Here is a 19,064-nt window from a genome sequence, read left to right as displayed (position 1 = left end):
ATTTATCCGCTCGCCCTGCAAAGAGCATAAGCCCGCTGTCACCACGGTAAAGCGGCATCCCCTGCCCCTGTACAACCCTTCCATCCCAACGCCTCGCAGCGTTGCCCCTCAAGGCATGACGAAGTGAATTCCTCGATTCCCATCCTCCGAACAATCAAACTGCAATTACCTCTTTACAACTAACATGTCAGCGCGTTATCAATGCGCAATCACCTTCGAGGAGCATCTTACTTGACCCAGAAATTCGGCCTTTCGGCAGCCCTGACCACCCCTTTCAAAAAGGACGGAACGGTCGATATCGACGCCATGATCGCCCATGCCCGACGCTGCCTCGCAAATGGCTGCGACAGCGTGACACTCTTCGGCACCACGGGCGAAGGATGCTCCGTCGGCAGCCGTGAACGGCAGGTCATTCTTTCCCGCTTCATCGAAGCGGGCGTTGCGCCTTCCCGTGTGGTCACCGGCGTTCTGGTGGATTCCATCGAGGACGCGGCCGACCAGTCGGCCGAGGCCCTGAAGGCCGGCGCCCGCAATATTCTTCTCGCTCCACCCTCCTATTTCAAGAATGTCGGCGATGACGGCCTGTTTGCCTGGTTCTCGGCGGTTTTCGAAAAGATCGGCAAGGGCGCTCGCGACATTCTCGTCTACAACATTCCTTCCGTGACCATGGTGACATTGTCGGTCGAGCTGGTGGGACGGCTGAAAAAGGCATTCCCCGGCATCGTCACCGGCGTCAAGGATTCCTCCGGAAACTGGAGCCACACCGAGCGCTTGCTGAAAGAACATGGCGATCTCGCCATCCTGATCGGCGATGAGCGCGATCTGGCGAAGGGTGTTCGTCTCGGCGGCCAGGGCGCGATCTCCGGCGTCGCCAATTTCCTGACACAGGAAGTCCGCGCCATGGCCGTTGACGGCAAGGACGACAAGCGCGTCGAAGATCTTGTTGTGGAACTTCTGAAATTCCCGGTTACGCCAGCGGTCAAGGTGCTGGTATCACACACGACAGGAGAAAATATCTGGGCGGACGTGCGCGCGCCGCTCGTCGCCATTTCGGCTGAAGACCGGCGGCGGATCGAAGGCGCATTCGACGCGCTGTTTCGCAAACAGGCCGCCTGAACAGACGTTGAAAGGTTGAGCATGGAAGATACCGGCGAACAGACATTGCGGGAACGGGCGTATGAAAGCTTTACGCATCACCTTCTCTCGCGCGACGTTCGCCCGGGACAATTCATCTCGCAGCGCCGCCTCGTGGAATTGACGGGTCTGCCGCTGGGGGCGATCCGGGAGGCTATTCCACGGCTGGAGGCGGAAGGTCTGATCAAGACCGTGCCGCAGCGGGGGTTGCAGGTCGCCCATATCGATCTCAACCTCATCCGCGAGGCGTTCCAGTTCCGCATCTTTCTCGAAAAGGAGGCTGTCGCGCTCTTTACCCGCTCGGCCTCCGACGAGGCCATCGCGAAGCTCCTGAAACAGCATCGCGACATTGCCGAAGCTGCTGAAAACGGTGGGGAATCCCCGGAACTGGACGAGCATGCGCAGCAGGTGGACTGGGGCATGCACGATGCCTTCATCGATGCGCTCGGCAATTCGATCATCTCGAATGCCTACCGGGTCAACTCCATCAAGATGCGCCTCATCAATCAGGAGCGCTTCCGCATCGCCGGCCATGTGAAGTCGGTGATGAAGGAACATCTCGCCATTCTCGAAGCCATCGAGAGGCGATCCGTCGAAGACGCCGTGGAGCGACTGACCGCCCATATCCGCAACGCAAGGGACAGGGCGCTGGCGGTATAGGGCAATTCCGGCAGGGACTGAAGAGGGTCCTGCGCCGGGATTGCAGGAAAATAAGCAACAAGCCGGGGTGAGGAGAATTTCCGGCTAATCTGGAGGAGAACTGACATGACGTATTCATTGCTCAACCCCACGCGTCGCGCCTTTCTGGCAGGCACGGCGGCGCTTGGCGGCGGCGCGATGCTCGGCATTCGCCCGGCATCGGCAGCGGTGAACTGGAAAAAACACGCCGGCACCACGCTTGAGGTCAATCTCGTCAAAAGCCCGCGCAGCGAAACGCTGATCAAATATCTCGGCGAATTCGAAGAGCTGACCGGCATCAAGGTCAATGCCGAAGCAACGCCGGAGCAGCAGCAGCGCCAGAAAGTCGTCATCGAGCTTTCCTCCGGCAAGCCAAGCTTCGACGTCGTGCATCTGAGCTACCACGTTCAGAAGCGTCAGTTCGAAAAGGGCAAATGGCTTGCCGATATCAGCGGCTTCCTGAAGGACCCGTCGCTGACCGATCCGTCGCTGGTTGAAAAGGATTTTGCTGAAGCCGGCATGCTGTTTGCCAAGGATAGCGACGGCGTGCTGCGCTCGCTGCCCTTCTCGGTGGATTACTGGATCGTCTACTGGAATAAGGAACTCTTCGAAGCCAAGGGCCTGAAATACCCTGAGACCTTCGAGGAATTGGTAACCGCGGCGGAAAAGATCACCGATCCCGCAACCAACACCTATGGTTTCGTGGCGCGCGGCCTGAAGAACGCCAATACCCCGGTCTGGACCTCGCTGATGCTGGGTTACGGCGCAAAGCCCATCGGTGCGGACGGCAAACTCGTTACCGAATCCAAGGAAGCGGTGGAAGCGGCAACGCTTTATCAGCGCCTGATGACCAAAGCCGCCCCTCCCGGCGTCTCCGGCTTCAACTGGGCCGAAGCGCAGTCGGCCTTCCTGCAGGGCAAGATCGGCATGTGGTTCGATGGCGTCGGTTTTGCACCGCCAATCGAGAACCCGGAAAAATCCCGCGTGGTCGGCAAGGTCGGTTACGGCGTCATGCCGAAGGGCCCGGCAGCGCAGGCCGCCGGCACCTTCGGCGATGGTCTCGGCGTCGTCGAAGCCAGCACGAAGAAGGAAGCCGCCTATCTCTTCTGCCAATGGGCGATTTCGCATGAAATGGGTGCGCGTCTCTTGCAGGCGGGTGCCGGCGTTCCCTTCCGCCAGTCCATCCTCGAAGACCAGAAGGTGCGCGAAGGCGTGAAGATGCCGGCTGCCTGGCTGGATGCGGTCGTCGGTTCCGGCAAGGTCTCGCAGCTTGCGCTTCCCGTCATCATTCCGGTGACGGAATTCCGCGATATCTACGGCGTCGGCCTCACCAACATGATCGGCGGCGCAGACCCGGCAGCCGAACTCAAGAAGGCGACGGAACAGTTCGCACCCGTTCTGGCGCGTAGCGAGGGATAATGGCCTCCGTGAGCATCGAAAACACCAAAACAGGCGTCAGTCGTAAAGAAGGGAGCAGGCCGGCAAGGCTTGCTCCCAACTACTGGCCCTTTGTCATACCGGCACTTGTCGTCATTTCGGCGGTAATCGTTTTTCCATGGGTGTTCACCCTCTGGATGAGCGCACATCGCTGGACGCTCGGACAGGAGCAGAGCTTTATCGGTTTCGAGAACTACATCCGGCTCGCCAGCGACGCCCGGTTCTGGGAATCGCTCTGGCACACGCTCATCTATACCGTGCTGTCGGTCGTCGCTCCGCTGTTCCTCGGAACATTGGCGGCGCTGGTTTTCGATGCGCAGTTTCCGCTGCGCGGTTTCCTGCGCGGCGTCTTCGTCATGCCGATGATGGCGACCCCGGTCGCCATCGCGCTCGTCTGGACCATGATGTTCCACCCGCAGCTCGGCGTCCTGAACTATCTGCTCTCCTTCATCGGCATCGGCCCGCTGGAATGGATTTACAACCAGTCCACCGTCATCCCCTCGCTGGTGCTGGTGGAGACCTGGCAATGGACGCCGCTGGTCATGCTGATCGTGCTTGGTGGTCTCGCTGCCGTGCCGCGCGAGCCCTATGAGAGCGCCGAAATCGACGGCGCCAATGCCTGGCAGAAATTCCGTTACCTGACCATGCCGATGATCGCCCCGTTCCTGATGATCGCCGTCATCATCCGCTCCATCGATGCCGTCAAAAGCTTCGACATCATCTATGCGATGACTCAAGGCGGACCCGGCACGGCGTCCGAAACCATCAACATCTATCTCTACAACACGGCATTCGCCTATTACGACATCGGTTACGGCTCGGCCATGGCCGTCGTCTTCTTCATCATCATCGTGGCGCTTTCCTTCGTGCTTTTGATGGTGCGCCAGCGCTCGCAATGGAACGAGATGGAGGATCGCTGATGAGCCGCCAGATTCTGAAACGCAAGACGCTTGATCGCATCGGCCTGTTCTTCGTGGCGCTGGTGATGATCTCGCCGGTCATCCTGTTCTTCATCTGGATGATCTCGCTGTCGCTGAAATACGAGATCGACAACGGCGCCTACCCGCCGATCCTCATTCCCGAACGTTTCGCCTGGTCGAACTATGTGAAGGTGTTCGAGGAGAATAACTTCTTCCTCTATTTCTGGAATTCGGTCCTCGTCACCGGTGCCGCCACCATTCTCGCGCTTGTCATCGGCGTTCCCGCCGGTTACGGGATTGCGCGACTGAAGGCGGAAAAATCCGCCGTCGTCATCATGATCGCCCGCATGACGCCCGGCCTCTCCTTCCTCATTCCGCTGTTCCTGCTGTTCCAATGGCTGAACCTCTTGGGCACACTCTGGCCGCAGATCATCATCCATCTGGTGGTGACGGTGCCGATCGTTGTCTGGATCATGATCGGTTATTTCGAGACCACGCCGAAGGAACTGGAAGAGGCGGCAAGCATCGACGGCGCATCCTCCTGGCAGGTGTTCCGGCTGGTGGCGCTGCCGATTGCCAAGCCCGGCATCGTCGTGTCGTTCATCCTCGCCGTCATCTTCTCGTGGAACAACTTCGTCTTCGGCATCGTGCTGGCCAGCCGTGAAACCCGCACCCTGCCGGTCGCGGTCTACAACATGCTGTCCTTCGAACAGGTGAGCTGGGGTCCGCTTGCCGCCGCAGCGCTGATCGTGACGCTGCCGGTGCTGCTGCTGACCATGTTCGCACAGAAACAGATCGTGGCGGGTCTCACCGCCGGCGCCGTCAAGGGCGGCTGAACCTAACGAAGGGCATTCCATGCCCTTACTCTTTTAACGCAATTCCGGACGCAAAACCGCGACGCACTTTTACTGGAATTGCTCGTAACGGGAACCAAAAACATGGCACCGGTCAATATCCTGAACGTCCAGAAGCGCTTCGGCGCGGTCAACATCATCCACGGCATCGATATCGATATCAAGGATGGCGAATTCGTCGTGCTCGTCGGCCCTTCTGGCTGCGGCAAATCCACCCTGCTGCGCATGATCGCCGGGTTGGAAGAGCTGAGCGACGGCGAAATCCACATCGGCGCGCGCGAGGTGAGCCACCTGCCCGCCCGTGACCGCGATATCGCCATGGTCTTCCAGAACTACGCGCTTTATCCGCACATGACGGTGAAGGATAATATGGGCTTCGCGCTGAAGCTGAAGAAGGTGAGCGCCGAGGAAACCAGGGCCAAGGTCGACAGGGCCGCCGCCATTCTGGGGCTGGAAAAGCTGCTGGACCGTTATCCGCGCCAGCTTTCCGGCGGCCAGCGCCAGCGTGTCGCCATGGGCCGCGCGTTGGTGCGCGATCCGCAGGTCTTCCTGTTCGATGAGCCGCTCTCCAACCTCGATGCCAAGCTGCGCGTGCAGATGCGCGGCGAGATCAAGGCCATGCACCAGCGCATCGGCACCACCACCATTTATGTTACCCACGATCAGGTGGAAGCCATGACCATGGCCGACAAGATCGTGGTGCTGCATGATGGCGTCATCGAGCAGATCGGCGCGCCGCTGGAGCTTTACGACAATCCCGCCAATCTCTTCGTCGCCGGTTTCATCGGTTCGCCCGCCATGAATTTCATTCGCGGCCGGGTGGAGGAAGGTGTGTTCCGCACCGCCAAGGGCCTCAGCCTGCCGCTACCTGCCAATGCCGATATCGGCACACTCGGCGGCCGCGATCTCGTCTACGGCGTACGGCCGGAACATATCCGCGCCGCTGAGACCGGCATCGAAGGCCGGGTCGAACTGGTCGAAGGCACCGGCTCGGAAATCTACGCCAAGCTGAACTGCAAGGGCGACGAGATCGCCTGCCTGTTCCGCGAGCGCCTCAATGTCCGATTCGGCGATACGATCCACATTGCCATCGATCCTGCAACCGTGCATCTGTTCGACAAGGACAGCGGCAAGCGTATCTGAGGCGCAGCGGGAGCGAAGAGAATGACGAAGGAACAGGGCGGCAAACATGTGCTGTGCGTCGGAGCCGCCGTGCTTGACACCCTTTTTCGCGTGCATGAGATGCCGAAGGGCGAAGGCAAGGTTCTGCCCTACGAAATGTTGCAGATCGCCGAAGGCATGGCGTCGAGCGCCGCCTATGCCGTGCATCGCATGGGCGGCCGCGCCAGCCTGTGGGGTGCGGTGGGCGATGACGAAACCGGTACCCGCATCCTGCGCGATCTCGCCGAAAGCGGCATCGATGTTGCCGGCATGACCATCGCTCCCAGTGCGCGCTCGGCACTCTCGACGATCATCATCGATGACCGCGGCGAGCGGCTGATCGTGCCTTTTTACGATCATCGCCTGCATGAGAAAAAACGCTCCTGCACACCGGAAGATATTGCCCCGTTCGATGCCGTTCTGGTGGATGTGCGCTGGCCGGAACTGGCGCTTGATGTGCTCACCGTGGCGCGCGCGCTTGGCAAACCGGCCATTCTGGATGGCGATGTGGCGCCGGTGGAAACGCTGGAGAAGCTTGCTCCCGCCGCAACCCATATCGTCTTTTCCGAACCCGCCGCCGCCCGGCTCACCGGACTTGAAACGGTGAAGGAAATGCTGCCGGTTCTGCATTCGCGCTATCCGCAGATCTTCATCGCCGTCACCGCCGGTCCGCAAGGCTGCTGGTGGACGGAGGCCGGCGATCCGACCGTGCATTTCCAGACGACGATGCAGGTTAAGGCAGTGGATACGCTGGCGGCGGGCGACATCTTCCACGGCACCTTTGCGCTTGTGATGGCTGAGGGTATGGAAAGCCGTGCGGCCATCCGGCTCTCCTCCGTTGCCGCCGCGCTGAAATGCACGATCTTTGGCGGCCGCATCGGCGCACCCACGCGCGATGAGACCGAGGAAGCCATGCGGCAATGGCTGGAGCGTGAAGGCGAACCCACGCTGCGCGCCTCCTGAGCGCATCCATTGCCCGCATAAAACTATTCCATTTTTGCGATGCCGTTTCGCGGAGAACTAGGCTAACGTTCGGACAGGCAAAGCTTTTCGCAAGCCGCGCCCGCTCCAATTTCAGCCTGCATTCCGCAAAAGTGATCGCCCGATGCATCAGACGACCCGCCCGAGACTGCGCGATATCGGTTTCCGGCCCGACCATTTCGAGACCGGCCCGCTCAACGCCATCACCGATGTCGAAGGCGTGACCATCGGCCATTCGACCGTCATCGAAGGCGACACGATCCGCACCGGCGCAACCGCGATCCTGCCGCATGGCGGCAATCTGTTTCAGGACAAGGTGCCCGCCGCCTTCGCCGTCTATAACGGCTTCGGCAAATTTGCCGGCTCGACCCAGATCGAGGAACTCGGCGAACTCGAAACACCCATCATCCTCACCAACACGCTGGCGACAGGCCGGGCCATCGAGGCGCTCAACCGCCATACGCTGGCGCAGCCGGGCAATGAGAAAGTCGTCTCGATCAATGCTGTCGTCGGAGAGACCAATGATTCCCGCCTGAACGACATCCGCGCTGGGCGCCCGACCGTCGAGGAAATCTCAACCGCGCTGCAAAACGCTGCCACAGGCCCGGTGGCCGAAGGCGGCATTGGAGCCGGAACCGGCACGGTGGCCTTCGGCATGAAGGGCGGCATCGGCACCGCATCCCGCATCGTCACCATCGCCGGGGAGACCTATACGCTCGGCGTGCTGGTGCAATCCAATTATGGCGGCCATCTGCTGGTCTGCGGCAAGCCCTATGTCAGCCCGGAGCATAAGGACAAGGACGGCTCCATCGTCATCATTGTCGCAACCGACGCGCCACTCTCCTCCCGCAACCTGAAGCGTCTGGCGGCCAGAAGCTTCGGCGGGCTGGCGCGCACGGGCGCAGCACTCAGCAATGGCTCCGGCGATTACGCGCTGGCATTTTCCACCGATGAGCGCCTTCGCCGCACGCCTGCGCGCCGTAAGGCCGTCGCAGACTATCCAGAACTTTCCAACGATGCGATTTCGCCGCTCTTCGAAGCAGCGATAGAGGCGACGGAGGAAGCGATCCTCAATTCGCTCTGCGCAGCAACCACGACCACGGGCTTTAATGCCGGCACCGGCAAGGTGTCCACGGTCGAGGCCATTTCCATCGACGCCCTTAAAACCCTTCTTTCAGCCTGACTTTTCCAGACGGAGTTTTCATGACTAGCCCATCCGGTCGCATCGTTTACGTCAACGGCGAATTCCTGCCCGAAGCGGACGCCCGCCTTTCCATCTTCGACCGCGGTTTCCTGTTCGGCGACGGCATTTATGAAGTCACCTCCGTTCTGGAAGGCAAGCTGATCGACAGCGACCTGCATATGGCCCGGCTGAAGCGCAGCGCCCGCGAAATCGACGTGCCGCTGCCGGTCACCACGAAAGAGATCGTCGAGGCCGAGCGCCGCCTGATCGCCGACAACAACCTCGTCGAAGGCATGATCTACCTGCAGCTGACGCGTGGCGCCGAAGACCGCAACTTCCTGTTCTCCGCCGATCTGAAGCCAACGCTGGTCATGTTCACCCAGGCCAAGAAGCTGATCGGCACCCCCGTCGAGGAAGCCGGCATCGCCGTCAAATCGGTTCCCGACCAGCGCTGGGAACGCCGCGACATCAAGACCGTCTGCCTGCTGCCGCAGGTCATGGCAAAGCGCATCGCCAAGGCCGAGGGCTGTGACGAAGCCTGGATGATCGAGGATGGTTTCGTGACCGAAGGCGCCTCCTCCACCGCCTATATCATTACCGGCGACAAGAAGATCATCACCCGCGGCAACAGCAACAAGACCCTGCCCGGCTGCACCCGCCTCGCCGCCCTGCAACTGGCCAGGGAAGCCGGTTTCACGCTGGAAGAGCGGCCCTTCACGCTGGAAGAGGCGCTGAATGCCGATGAAGCCTGCCTGACGAGCGCCTCCAACTTCGTTGTCTCGGTGACGAAGATCGACGGCAAGCCGGTTGGCAATGGCAAGCCCGGCCCGATGGTGAGCCGCTTGCGCGCGCTCTACCTCGAAAACGCCCGCCGCACCGCGATTTAAGCAAGCATCAGCCTTCGAGAACCGCCCATATACGCTCGACAACGGGCCGGCGGTTTTCCTTGGAACGATAAAGCCGGATATCGACGGCAATATCGAAACTGTCATCGGCGGCACGCACCAGCGCGCCGCTGTCCAGCTCCTGCCGCATCAGGCTTTCCGGCACCCAGGCGACACCCCAGCCGGCCATCGCCATGGCTTTCAGCCCCACCGACATGCTGCCCTCATGCACCCGCTCGAATTGCGGCAGGCGCGCGCTCAGGAGATCGCGCAGCAACGGCCCGAAGAAAGAAGCCTTTTCATAATCGAGATAGGCGAATGGTTTCCGTGCATTTTCCACGAGTTCATGCAGCGGTGAACCATCTTTCGCCGGCGCGGAAACGGGAATGATATTTTCCGCACCAAGCACCCGAAACTCGAAGGTCTGCGCATCGAGCAGCATCGGCACTTCGGGATGGGCATAGGTCAGCAGAAAATCGCTCTGCCCGTCCACCAGCGAATTGAGGTTTTCCTCCATGCTGCCGGAATCGGGCCTCAGCACAGAAAACAGCGGTCCGGCCGTCTCGTTCACCCGTTTCAGCCAGTCGGGAAAGAAGGTGAAGGACAGGGTGTGCAGAGCCGTCAGCCGCACCGTTCTGGCATCGGCCCCCTCTTCCTGAAGAAGTGTGCGCCGGGCATGGTAAAGCTGTTTCAGGGTCTCCTGCGCCACCGGCACGAATTTCACACCCGCTTCGGTCAGCCGGGAAGGATAGGAGGCGCGGTCAACCAGCGTCGCACCCACCCAGGCTTCCAGCTGCTTGATACGCCGGCTGAAGGCGGATTGCGTCACATGCCGCTCATCCGCCGCCTTCGAGAAATTGAGCGTTCCGGCCAGCGCCAGGAAATCCTCGAGCCATTTGACTTCCAAGGGCCTGTTCTCCCACAAAGATGTTGTCCCGGCCTGCCGGGAACATGGATATTTATTAGGAGCAATGGAACCTGATTGAAACCCACTAGAAACTTCGGACTGTTGAGGAAATAGCCCGAGCCTCGCTCTCGTCATCCTTGGGCTTGTCCCAAGGATCTAAGCACGTCAACAAAATCAAACGTTTGCAGATCCTCGGGACAGGCCCGAGGATGACGTCGAATTTGTCGGGCGCAACGGAATCGGTTTCAGACCGTTAGCGGCTTCTGGAATATTCGATCATCCGCGCCCGGCTGGAAACCAACTCGATCCGGTCATCGCCCAGACGATTGAGGCAGACGCGCTTCGTCCATGGCCCGTCAATCAGCGTGAAGAGGAAACGACCATTGCCGAGCGCCTTCAGAGGCATGCTGCGACGCGTCGGGCCGATGCCCATCGTCAATGACGAACCGCTGATCGAAAATTCCGCTCCCTCATCGGAGCGCCACGAGCCCGAAAGATCATCCGGCACGGCATGCTGGCCGACCGGCAGGAAACGGCGGGCGGCGTGACCGGCCTCACCGACAATGGCATCACCGTCTAACCTGAGACGCATCGGAGAAGATGCGGAGCGGGAAGAGACCCAGCCATTGACATCTTCATAGAGCGTGTCGTCGCCATCGATGAAGGTGGATGCGCTGCCCTTGATTTCCAGCCACCACGGTCCGCTTTCGGTCACGTAAAGGCCTTCCGGCAGGCTGGCGGCGGGCTTGGGCAAAGACAGGCCGGTGAGGGCCGCCATGCTTTCCAGCGCGATTTTGAAGCCGTTGGTGTCCTCTCGGTTCGACACTACGACAAAACCCGTTCCGTTTTCCGGATCGAGCAGGAAATAGGTCTTGTAGCCCGGATGCGAACCGCCATGACCGACGAAACGCCTGTCTCCCAGATGCGACCAGCGCAGGCCGAGGCCATATTCGCTCATTCGCCCATCGGCCAACGAACGTTCAGCAGAAAGTCTGTCGAGAACACCCGCAAAACTGCCCTCGCCCCGCATCAGCCCCTGCAGCCAGCGGGTCAGCGCTTCGGCGCTGCCGGCAAGGCTACCCGAAGCGGAAATATGCAGACCGGCGGCCGAAAGCTGCCAGTTGTCTTCGGCTTTCCAGTAACCCGGCACGAGGCCATCGACCGGATCGTTCCACACATCCGGCGCCTTCAGGAACACGCCGAAGGGGCCGGCAATCTGCGTCTGCACGAAATCATCGAAACGGAAACCCCGGCGCTCCAGCGCCGCTTCCACCAGACGATAACCGGTATTGGAATAGGACACCTCGCTGCCGGCAGGGAAATTCAGCCGGGTGAGCCGCGACAGATAATCGAGAAGCGGGCCGGCCTTCGTCTCGGTGTAAACGGAAAGGCCAAGCAGCGAGAGGCATTCCCGTGTATCCGGCAGGCCGCCGCTCATATCCAGCGCCTGCCCCACCGTCACCTCGCGCAGCGGTGATTGCAGCTCCGGCAGATGCTTGCCGAGCGGGTCGTCCAACCCGATCAGATCGGAATGGGCAAGTACCATGGTGCAGAAAGCATGTTTGGTGACGGAGGCATAACGCACCACGCTCTGCGGCGTGAAAGGTGCGAATGTCGAAAGGCTCTCGACACCGCCCGCATGGGCGAAACGGATACCGTTGAGATCGAAACCGATTGCCGCTCCACCCGGCTCATTGCCCCCCCATTGCGAGACGAAGCTCTCTGAAAGGGTTGAAGCGGCGTTCCAGTCGAATTGCTGTGGCATGGTTCGGTCTCGTGTCTCTATTGCAACGCGCGAAGACAACGGTTTTGTCACCGGCATCGCCGCTTGTTTCTTCTCCCCGAGGGGGAGAAGGTGGCCCGAAGGGTCGGATGAGGGGGCGACGGTAGAAATTTACGGAGAGCTGGCCCCCTCATCCCGCTGCCGCGGACTTCTCCCCCTCGGGGAGAAGAAGCGGGCGGCACCCGCTCGATCCATGTGTAACGTAGGCTAGGTAACCGGCCGTCAGGCCGGCTCTTCCAGCCGGATACTCAGGCTACGCAGCTCTTCCGTATGCGGGTGTTTGGTCCGTCCCTCACGCAGATCACCCGCACTCAGCTGCTCCACCATTTCCCCGTTCAGCATCACGCCAACCTGCGGGCACAGATGCGCGATAACAGCCAGATTGTGGCTGACGAGAATATAGGTGAGGTTGCGTGCCGCACGCAGGTCCTGCAACAGGTTCAGGATTTCCGCCTGCACCGACACGTCGAGCGCCGAAGTCGGCTCATCCAGCAGCAGCACCTGCGGGTCCGCGATCAGCGCGCGGGCAATCGCCACGCGCTGGCGCTGGCCGCCAGAAAGCTGGTGCGGAAAACGGAAGCGCACGGCCTGCGGCAGCGCCACGTCGGACAAAGCCTGTTGGATGCGCTTTTCGATATTGTCCATGCCGTGCACCAGCGGCAATTCGCTGAGAATGCGGTCGATGGTCTGGCGCGGATGCAGCGAGCCATAGGGATCCTGAAACACCATCTGCACCTGCCGGAAAAATTCCGGCGTGCGACGCAGCGGTGCATCCTTGCCGGCAAAGGCGATGCGGCCTTCCCAGCTTTCGTTGAGGCCGGCCATGGCGCGCAGGATGGTGGACTTGCCCGAGCCGCTTTCGCCGACGATGCCGAAGCTACCACCCTTCTCAACCGAAAAGGACACGCCTTTCACGACTTCGCGGTCGCCGAACTTGATACGGAGATTATCGACGTCGATCATTGGCTGGACCACGCTGCATCACGGTTGAGAACGGGAAGACGCTCGCGCGGATGCGTCAGCGAGGGAATGCAGTTCAGAAGTCCCTGCGTGTAAGGATGCTGGGCCTTCAAAAGCTCGGAAGCCTTCAGTTCCTCCATCACCCGGCCCGAATACATCACGGCGACGCGGTCACAGAAATGCGAGACGAGCGGCAGATCATGGCTGATGAGGATGAGGCCCATGCCGCGTTCCGATACCAGCTCCTCGATCAGCCGCAGGATTTCCGCCTGCACCGTGGCGTCGAGCGCGCTGGTCGGTTCGTCGGCAATCAGCAGTTCAGGATCGGGCGCGAGCATCATGGCGATCATGACGCGCTGGCCCATGCCGCCGGAAACCTCATGCGCATAGGATGAGGCAACCTGGCGCGGATTGCGGATCTTCACCTGATCGAGCAGGGCGATTGCCGCTTCCATGGCCGCACGCTTGCTGCCACCCTTGTGGGCGCGCCAGGCTTCCGCGATCTGCGCACCCATGGTCTTGACCGGGTTCAGCGAATACTTCGGGTCCTGCAGGATGAAACCCGCCCGCTTGCCACGGATCTGGCGCATCTGCCTTTCGCTGGCGGACAGCACATCGATACCGTCGAAGGAGAGCTTGTCGGCGCGGATATCCGCATTGGAAGGCAGAAGCTTCATCAGCGCGCGCGCCGTGAGGCTCTTGCCCGAACCGGATTCACCGACGATGCCGAGCTTTTCGGTTCCAAGCTTCATGGAAACACCACGCACCGCCTCGAAACGGCTGGTGCGGGTCTGGAATGCGATCTTCAGATTTTCGATTTCGACCAGCATGGCTCAATGTCCCTTCGGGTCGAGAACGTCGCGCAGGCCATCGCCAAGGAAGTTAAAGGCGAGCGAAACGAGGAAGATGGCAATGCCGGGAATGGTGGCGACCCACCATTGTTCGAAGATGAAGCGCTTGGCGGTGGCGATCATCGCACCCCATTCCGGCGAAGGCGGCTGCGCACCCATGCCGAGGAAGCCAAGGCTTGCGGCGGTGATGATGATCGAGCTCATGTCGAGCGTGATGCGCACGATAAGGCTCGGCACGCAGAGCGGTGCGATATGCCGGGCGATGATGCGCCAGGCGGAAGCGCCGGTCAGCCGGTAGGCCGCAACGAAATCACTGCCGCGCACCGTCATGGTTTCGGCGCGGGCCAGACGCGCATAGGGCGGCCATGCGGTGAGCGCGATGGCGAGAATGGCGCTTTCAACGCCGGGCTTCAGTGCCGCAACAAAGGCCAGCGCGAGGATGAGGCGGGGGAAAGCCAGAAACACATCCGTCACCCGCATCAGCACCGTATCGACGATACCGCCGAAATAACCGGCGATGCAGCCGATGGCGAGCCCGATGGGTGCGACGAGAACGACAACGGCAATGACCATGCCGAGCGTAACGCGGCCGCCATAGAGAATGCGCGAGAGAATATCGCGACCGAGCTCATCCGTGCCGAACCAGTGTTCGGCGCTCGGAAACGCCAGACGGTTGCCGAGGTTCTGCATCGCCGGATCGTAAGGGGCGAGCAGCGGCGCCAGCAGCGACAGCGTAATGAAGAGAACGATGATCGTAAGCCCGATCACCGCCAGCGGATTGGACTTGAGATTGAGCCAGATGCGATACCGGTTGCCCCAGGCAGCCTGTGTTCGCGAATGCGGCGTCTCGTCCAGCGCCCAGTTTCTGAAATTAGCTAACATCATCGAACGCGAGGATCCATAACTCTGTAAAGCACGTCTGCGAGCAGGTTGAGGGCGACATAGATGAAGCCGATCAACAGGGTTGCTCCGACGACGGGGTTCATGTCCGCGTTCATGAGCGAGACGGTGAGATATTGGCCAAGGCCCGGCCAGCTGAACACGGTTTCCGTCACCACCGCACCTTCGAGAAGGCCGGCATAGGTGAGCGCGAGAACCGTGATGAGCTGCACGGCGACCGTCGGGAAGGCATGGCCCCAGATCACGGTCATTGCCGAAAGCCCCTTGGCACGGGCGGTGATGACATATTCGCCCTTCAACGCGTCGATCATGAAGGCGCGCGTCATGCGGGTGATATAGGCCATGCTGAAATAGGCAAGAATGCAGACCGGCTGCACCATATGGGCGATGGCGTCGTAAAAGGCGTCCCAGTCGCCGGCAAGCAGCGTGTCGACCGTCATCAGGCCAGTGACCTGCGTGATCATGCCGTCATAGATGATGTCCTGCCGGCCCGGCCCCGGTGCGACGCCAAGCGTGGCGTAAAAGACGAGCAGCGAAATCAGCGCCAGCATGAAGACCGGCACGGAGTGACCGGCAAGGCAGACGACGCGGATGACCTGATCGGTCAGCTTGCCCTGCTTCACGGCGGCCCAGACACCGAGCGGAATGCCGATAAGCGCTGCGAGGATAAGTGCTGCCGTGGCAAGTTCAAAAGTGGCGGGGAAAACGCGCTTGATATCGATCCAGACCGGATTGCGGGTCAGGATCGAATTGCCGAAATCGCCATGCAGGACCTGCGAGACATAATGGAAGAACTGCACGACCAGCGGCTGGTCGAGACCCATTTCGGCCCGCACGCGCACGATGACGTCTTCGGGCGCATTGTCGCCGACCGCCGCGATGACGGGATCGACGGGCATGACGCGCCCGATCATGAAGGTGATGACCATCAAACCGAACAGCGTCAGGATGACGCTGCCCAGTATCGACGATATGCTTTTAACGCGCTTGTTCAATGTCACGCTTTCTTCGCATCGTGGTAGGAATTGCCCTCGGAGAGAACGCCGAGCTCGAAGCCGGAAACGCCCTTGCGGAAGGCGGCCGTCTTCGTGGTCTGGAACATGAACACGAAGGGGCTGTTTTCCATGTGCTCGCGCTGCAGAGCTTCATAAAGCTCCACGCGCTTTGCCGGGTCCTTCTCGTCACGGGCAGCTTCCGCCTTGGCGGCGAAGTCGTCGTTCTTGAAGCGCGAACGCCACAGGAAGGGCTTCGACTTGGCGTCGTCGCCATTGTCCTTGTTGATGTTGAAGACATCGGCGTTGGAATGCGGATCGAAATAATCCGTGCCCCATGCGGAAAGCGCCATCTGATGTTCGCGGGCGCGCATCTTGGTCAGAACCTGACGGTTTTCCGCCGACTGCAGACGCACCTTGATGCCGATATCGGCAAGATTTGCCTGAATGGCCTGCGCCAGATCCGGATAGGGCTGGGCGGAATAGTGATCCATGCTAATCTCGAAACCATCGGCAAGGCCGGCTTCCGCCATCAAAGCCTTCGCCTTTTCGACGTCGCGCTGGTACGGGATGTCGTTGACGGCGCCGGGGAAGCCCTTCGGCTCGAAGCTCTGGTGGATTTCGTGCGTCAGCGGCACGATGTTTTCCTGCATGCCCTTGTAGTCCAGCGCCCACTTGATGGCCTGCCAGACCTGCGGCTTGGCGAGGTTCTCATTGCCCTGGTTGAGCGAGATCAGCACCAGCGAGGCAATGGACTTGCGCTCCAGCTCGATATTCGCATCGTCCTTGACGGTGCGCAGCTGTTCCGACGTCAGGTCGCGGGCAATGTCGATATCGCCCTTCTGCAGCATCAGAAGCTGGGAAGACGGATCGGTGACGTGGCGCAGGATGATGCGCTTGATATTGCCCTTGTAAGGACCGTTCGGATTGACGGTGAGTGCTACGCTTTCGCTCGGCTTCCAGGCCTGCAGCACGAAGTCGCCGGAGCCGGCGCTGTTCTTCTGCAGCCAGCCATTGCCGAGGTCTTCGCCCGATGCATTGGCGAGAACCGCCTTCTTTTCGACGATCGCGCCGATATTGGCCGAAAGGCAATAAAGCAGGAAGGAGATGGCGGTCGGCTTTGCCGTCGTCAGCTTCACCGTCTTGTCATCAGTGGCAACGATGGTCGTCTCGGCATTGTCAGGCGTGAAGCCGAACTGGCTGATGATGAAGGCCGGGCTCTTGTTCATCTTGATGGCGCGCTGCAGCGAGAAGGCAACGTCTTCCGCAGTCACTTTCGCACCGCTGGAGAAGGTCGCTTCGTCACCGATCGTGAAGGTGAAGACCTTGCTGTCCGCATCGGCTTCCCAGGACTTGGCGATGACGGGATCGACCTTGGTGGAATCCTCACGGTTGGCGCGCACCAGCTTCTGATACATGTTGGAGATGATTTCACCGCCGACGGCTTCGAAACCTTCATGCGGGTCAAGGCTCGTCATATTGTCCAGTTGCTGGGCGACAACCAGAATATCCTTCGGCGTCGCGGCAAAGGCCGGAATGCGCGCATAGGACAGGAACGGAACGGCAGCGCCGGCAATCAGAAGGTTGCGTCTTGAAATCATCGAAAATCCCCTTTCGGACCTTATTTTTCGGAAAACGGTATGGGTTTGCCCCAATCCAGTCATTTTTTTTATGTTTTCCCGCGATTACCACGAGCAAACGAGGCCCGACCAATTCCAAATTTGGCAGAGCCTATGCACGGATTGCATTTGCTCCCGCCTTGACCTTTCCTCTACCAATTCTGAAAACTCGTCCGCACGCGCGTCCGCGCAATCCCATTTCCGAAGGTGAATGACCATGACCGATCAAAAAACCGTATCCGTCTTCGACGGCCACAACGACGTGCTTCTGCGGTTATGGCGATCGGGCAATGCTTCCCCCGAAACGCTTCTCATCGAAGGGGATACCGTCGGCCACATCGACCTGCCGCGCGCCAAGAAAGGCGGGCTGGCCGGTGGCCTCTGCGCCGCTTATGTGCCTTCGCCCAGCATGGACAAGGACGCCAACGGCGACTACCCGACACCGACCGAGGCGGATGCGCTGAAGGCAACGCTTGCCATGGCCGGCCTTTTGTTCCGGGCAGAGAAACAATCCGCAGGCGCGCTCAAGGTCTGCCGCACGGCCGCCGATATCCGCGACGCCATGGCGAAAGGGGCTTTCGCTTCCGTCTTCCATATCGAAGGTGCGGAGGCGATCGGCGCCGATCTGGATGCTCTCCACGTTCTCTACGAAGCGGGTCTGCGCACGCTCGGGCCGGTCTGGAGCCGCCCGAACATCTTCGCTTACGGCGTTCCCTTCCGTTTCCCCTCGACGCCGGATATCGGCCCCGGCCTCACGAATGCCGGCAAGCGGCTGATAAAGACCTGCAACGAGCTGAAGATCATGGTCGACCTGTCGCACATGAACGAGCAGGGTTTCTGGGATATTGCCGGGATTTCCGACGCGCCGCTGGTGGCTTCGCATTCCAACGCCCATGCGATCTGCAACCACAGCCGCAACCTGACTGACCGCCAGCTGGACGCCATCCGCGACACGGGCGGCCTTGCAGGCATCAATTTCGGCGTTCTGTTCCTGCGTCAGGACGGCGTGAAGAACCCGGATACCGATCTCAACGAACTCGTCCGCCACGTGGACTATATCGTCAACCGCATCGGCATCGATCATGTCGCGCTCGGTTCGGATTTCGACGGCACCACCATTCCCGCGGCCATGAAGGACGCAGCCGACCTGCAATTGCTGGTCGAAGCCCTGCGCAAGGGTGGTTATGACGACGAGGCGCTTGCCAAAATCTGCCACGGCAACTGGATCCGTGTGCTGGAAAAAACCTGGGGCGCGTGAGGCATATTGCAATTTATCTCCGGCGCAAAGCGCCGGAGATGTAAGCGGCAGGCCCTTAAGCCTTTGCCGCTTTTTTCTTGCCGGTCGCCCGGAAGGCCAGAAGCCCGGCGACGACACCGATCATCGCCCATTTCATCGGCAGCACATCCGCTGTCTCGCTGCGGATCGGCAATACGGTCACGGTGCCCGGACGGGATTCATAACCCATCTGCCCTTTTGCCTTGGCCTCCGCGATCTGTTGCGGCGAAACGACCCATTCGGCACCGCGCATCTTATCCACCGCCATGTATCCGCCGCCCGCCACGAGGGCGACGACGAGCGAAACGACTATTCTTGTGGGCGTGTTCATTGGCATCTCCTTCAATCGAAAGGAGCGTGTAGTCGCATCAAACGGCACCACCAAGCAACTGCAACGGTCAATTTGGCGTCATTCGGAACAATCCCGTCAATCATGCATTCCATAGTTGCATTTTCCACCCCAAACCCGGTGAAATTCACGCATGATCGGACATAAACTTCACATCGACACTTCATGCTTTTCTGCTAATCACATTTCCTCAAC

The 19,064-nt window shown here is 60.4% G+C and carries 18 protein-coding genes; 10 read left to right on the top strand and 8 right to left on the bottom strand.

The features are described 5' to 3' along the window. Nucleotides 1–231: 231 nt before the first annotated feature. The 9 genes from ACQZ60_RS24625 to ACQZ60_RS24585 all read left to right on the top strand — a co-directional run bounded on the left by ACQZ60_RS24625 (nucleotide 232) and on the right by ACQZ60_RS24585 (nucleotide 9,235). Nucleotides 232–1,116: a dihydrodipicolinate synthase family protein gene (locus ACQZ60_RS24625; protein ID WP_448736318.1), complete on the top strand. Its 885-nt coding sequence runs from the start codon at nucleotides 232–234 to the stop codon at nucleotides 1,114–1,116. 21 nt (nucleotides 1,117–1,137) lie between these two features. Then, on the top strand, nucleotides 1,138–1,794 hold the full coding sequence (locus ACQZ60_RS24620; RefSeq protein ID WP_020810165.1) for a GntR family transcriptional regulator: 657 nt from the start codon (nucleotides 1,138–1,140) through the stop codon (nucleotides 1,792–1,794). A 105-nt stretch (nucleotides 1,795–1,899) separates the two neighbouring features. Next, nucleotides 1,900–3,231, top strand: coding sequence for an ABC transporter substrate-binding protein (locus ACQZ60_RS24615; protein WP_448736317.1), 1,332 nt, complete (start codon nucleotides 1,900–1,902; stop codon nucleotides 3,229–3,231). Then, nucleotides 3,231–4,169: a carbohydrate ABC transporter permease gene (locus ACQZ60_RS24610; RefSeq protein ID WP_065655583.1), complete on the top strand. Its 939-nt coding sequence runs from the start codon at nucleotides 3,231–3,233 to the stop codon at nucleotides 4,167–4,169. Before ACQZ60_RS24615 ends, ACQZ60_RS24610 begins: the two co-directional genes overlap by 1 nt. Before the next feature lie 14 nt (nucleotides 4,170–4,183). Further along, nucleotides 4,184–5,005: a carbohydrate ABC transporter permease gene (locus tag ACQZ60_RS24605; protein WP_031233854.1), complete on the top strand. Its 822-nt coding sequence runs from the start codon at nucleotides 4,184–4,186 to the stop codon at nucleotides 5,003–5,005. 102 nt (nucleotides 5,006–5,107) lie between these two features. Then, nucleotides 5,108–6,166 (top strand): ABC transporter ATP-binding protein, encoded by a 1,059-nt coding sequence (locus ACQZ60_RS24600; RefSeq protein ID WP_020810161.1) that lies wholly within the window; start codon nucleotides 5,108–5,110, stop codon nucleotides 6,164–6,166. Nucleotides 6,167–6,187: 21 nt separating this feature from the next. Beyond that, nucleotides 6,188–7,147, top strand: coding sequence for a sugar kinase (locus ACQZ60_RS24595; protein ID WP_020810160.1), 960 nt, complete (start codon nucleotides 6,188–6,190; stop codon nucleotides 7,145–7,147). Between the two features lie 142 nt (nucleotides 7,148–7,289). After that, entirely contained in the window at nucleotides 7,290–8,348 is a 1,059-nt protein-coding gene (locus ACQZ60_RS24590) for a DmpA family aminopeptidase (RefSeq protein WP_448736316.1), read from the top strand. A gap of 20 nt (nucleotides 8,349–8,368) precedes the next feature. After that, nucleotides 8,369–9,235, top strand: coding sequence for a D-amino-acid transaminase (locus ACQZ60_RS24585; protein WP_020810158.1), 867 nt, complete (start codon nucleotides 8,369–8,371; stop codon nucleotides 9,233–9,235). A gap of 7 nt (nucleotides 9,236–9,242) precedes the next feature. On the opposite strand, the gene ACQZ60_RS24580 is transcribed toward ACQZ60_RS24585, so the two are convergent. The 7 genes from ACQZ60_RS24580 to ACQZ60_RS24550 all read right to left on the bottom strand — a co-directional run bounded on the left by ACQZ60_RS24580 (nucleotide 9,243) and on the right by ACQZ60_RS24550 (nucleotide 17,226). Then, nucleotides 9,243–10,139, bottom strand: coding sequence for a LysR substrate-binding domain-containing protein (locus ACQZ60_RS24580; RefSeq protein ID WP_020810157.1), 897 nt, complete (start codon nucleotides 10,137–10,139; stop codon nucleotides 9,243–9,245). Between the two features lie 253 nt (nucleotides 10,140–10,392). Beyond that, a complete protein-coding gene (locus ACQZ60_RS24575; RefSeq protein WP_448736315.1) occupies nucleotides 10,393–11,904 on the bottom strand; it encodes a serine hydrolase domain-containing protein in 1,512 nt (503 codons plus the stop codon). Between the two features lie 240 nt (nucleotides 11,905–12,144). After that, nucleotides 12,145–12,885, bottom strand: a complete 741-nt coding sequence (locus tag ACQZ60_RS24570; RefSeq protein ID WP_004443516.1) for an ABC transporter ATP-binding protein — start codon at nucleotides 12,883–12,885, stop codon at nucleotides 12,145–12,147. Next, complete coding sequence (locus ACQZ60_RS24565; protein ID WP_035264314.1) at nucleotides 12,882–13,712, bottom strand: ABC transporter ATP-binding protein; 831 nt, start codon at nucleotides 13,710–13,712, stop codon at nucleotides 12,882–12,884. Before ACQZ60_RS24565 ends, ACQZ60_RS24570 begins: the two co-directional genes overlap by 4 nt. Nucleotides 13,713–13,715: 3 nt before the next feature. Continuing rightward, nucleotides 13,716–14,618 (bottom strand): nickel transporter permease, encoded by a 903-nt coding sequence (gene nikC, locus ACQZ60_RS24560; RefSeq protein ID WP_020810155.1) that lies wholly within the window; start codon nucleotides 14,616–14,618, stop codon nucleotides 13,716–13,718. Next, a complete protein-coding gene (locus ACQZ60_RS24555; protein ID WP_004433194.1) occupies nucleotides 14,615–15,628 on the bottom strand; it encodes an ABC transporter permease in 1,014 nt (337 codons plus the stop codon). The genes nikC and ACQZ60_RS24555 overlap by 4 nt, the downstream gene beginning before the upstream one ends. A gap of 2 nt (nucleotides 15,629–15,630) precedes the next feature. Then, nucleotides 15,631–17,226 carry an ABC transporter substrate-binding protein gene (locus ACQZ60_RS24550; protein WP_020810153.1) on the bottom strand — a complete coding sequence of 532 codons (1,596 nt, stop codon included), beginning with the start codon at nucleotides 17,224–17,226 and terminating at the stop codon, nucleotides 15,631–15,633. 235 nt (nucleotides 17,227–17,461) lie between these two features. Here ACQZ60_RS24550 and ACQZ60_RS24545 point away from each other — a divergent pair, with 235 nt between their 5' ends. After that, the gene (locus ACQZ60_RS24545; protein WP_031233852.1) at nucleotides 17,462–18,502 is read left to right on the top strand and encodes a dipeptidase; all 1,041 of its coding nucleotides are present in this window, start codon (nucleotides 17,462–17,464) and stop codon (nucleotides 18,500–18,502) included. Nucleotides 18,503–18,557: 55 nt separating this feature from the next. Here the strand turns inward: ACQZ60_RS24545 and ACQZ60_RS24540 are convergent, their stop codons facing one another. Continuing rightward, complete coding sequence (locus ACQZ60_RS24540) at nucleotides 18,558–18,851, bottom strand: hypothetical protein (RefSeq protein WP_020810151.1); 294 nt, start codon at nucleotides 18,849–18,851, stop codon at nucleotides 18,558–18,560. Nucleotides 18,852–19,064 lie beyond the last annotated feature (213 nt).

The organism is Agrobacterium sp. 22-223-1, assembly GCF_053522385.1.
Note: the sequence above shows the minus strand (reverse complement) of the source record. Positions and strands in the feature narration are given on the sequence as shown.